This is a genomic window from Bartonella taylorii 8TBB, from assembly GCF_902825155.1.
In the GTDB taxonomy this organism is placed as follows: domain Bacteria; phylum Pseudomonadota; class Alphaproteobacteria; order Rhizobiales; family Rhizobiaceae; genus Bartonella; species Bartonella taylorii_A.
This window is the reverse complement of the sequence record NZ_CADEAG010000110.1, coordinates 1-465: the sequence shown is the minus strand read 5'-3', so window position 1 is coordinate 465 and position 465 is coordinate 1. Positions and strand designations below refer to the sequence as shown.

Genomic DNA, 465 nt, shown 5'->3' with positions numbered 1-465 from the left:
TTATGAATAACTATTTCAATAGCAATTTTTAATTTTGTACCCACACCATCATTAGCTGCCACAAGAATGGGGTCTGTGAATCCTGCTGCTTTTAAGTCAAATAAGCCACCAAAACCGCCGATTTCTGCATCTGCACCTACTCGTTTTGTTAAGCGTATATAGGGTTTGATGTTTTCTATCATGGTGTTACCCATATCAATATCAACACCAGCTGCTGCATAAGTAAGATTATTGGGTTTATTATTTGTTGGGTTTTTGTTGCTCATTGGAGCCTTCTTTATGAAAAATCAATTTATGTTGTTTACGCAATGGCATGATAGCGCTATCTCTGCAAGAAATTTAATATTTAACATCTAGAAATAAATGATTGTTTACCTTGAACCTAAACGAAAGAAGTTGCATAATCTTTTGTAAAGGATTTTTTGAGGATATCGATGAATAAAATATCAGATAGTCATAATAACC

1 pseudogene is annotated in these 465 nt (G+C 33.5%); it reads right to left on the bottom strand.

Annotated elements, in window-relative coordinates:
• Nucleotides 1-266 (bottom strand): annotated as a pseudogene (locus tag J7R13_RS08875) (phosphoribosylformylglycinamidine cyclo-ligase); the annotation flags it as partial.
• Nucleotides 267-465: the final 199 nt, after the last annotated feature.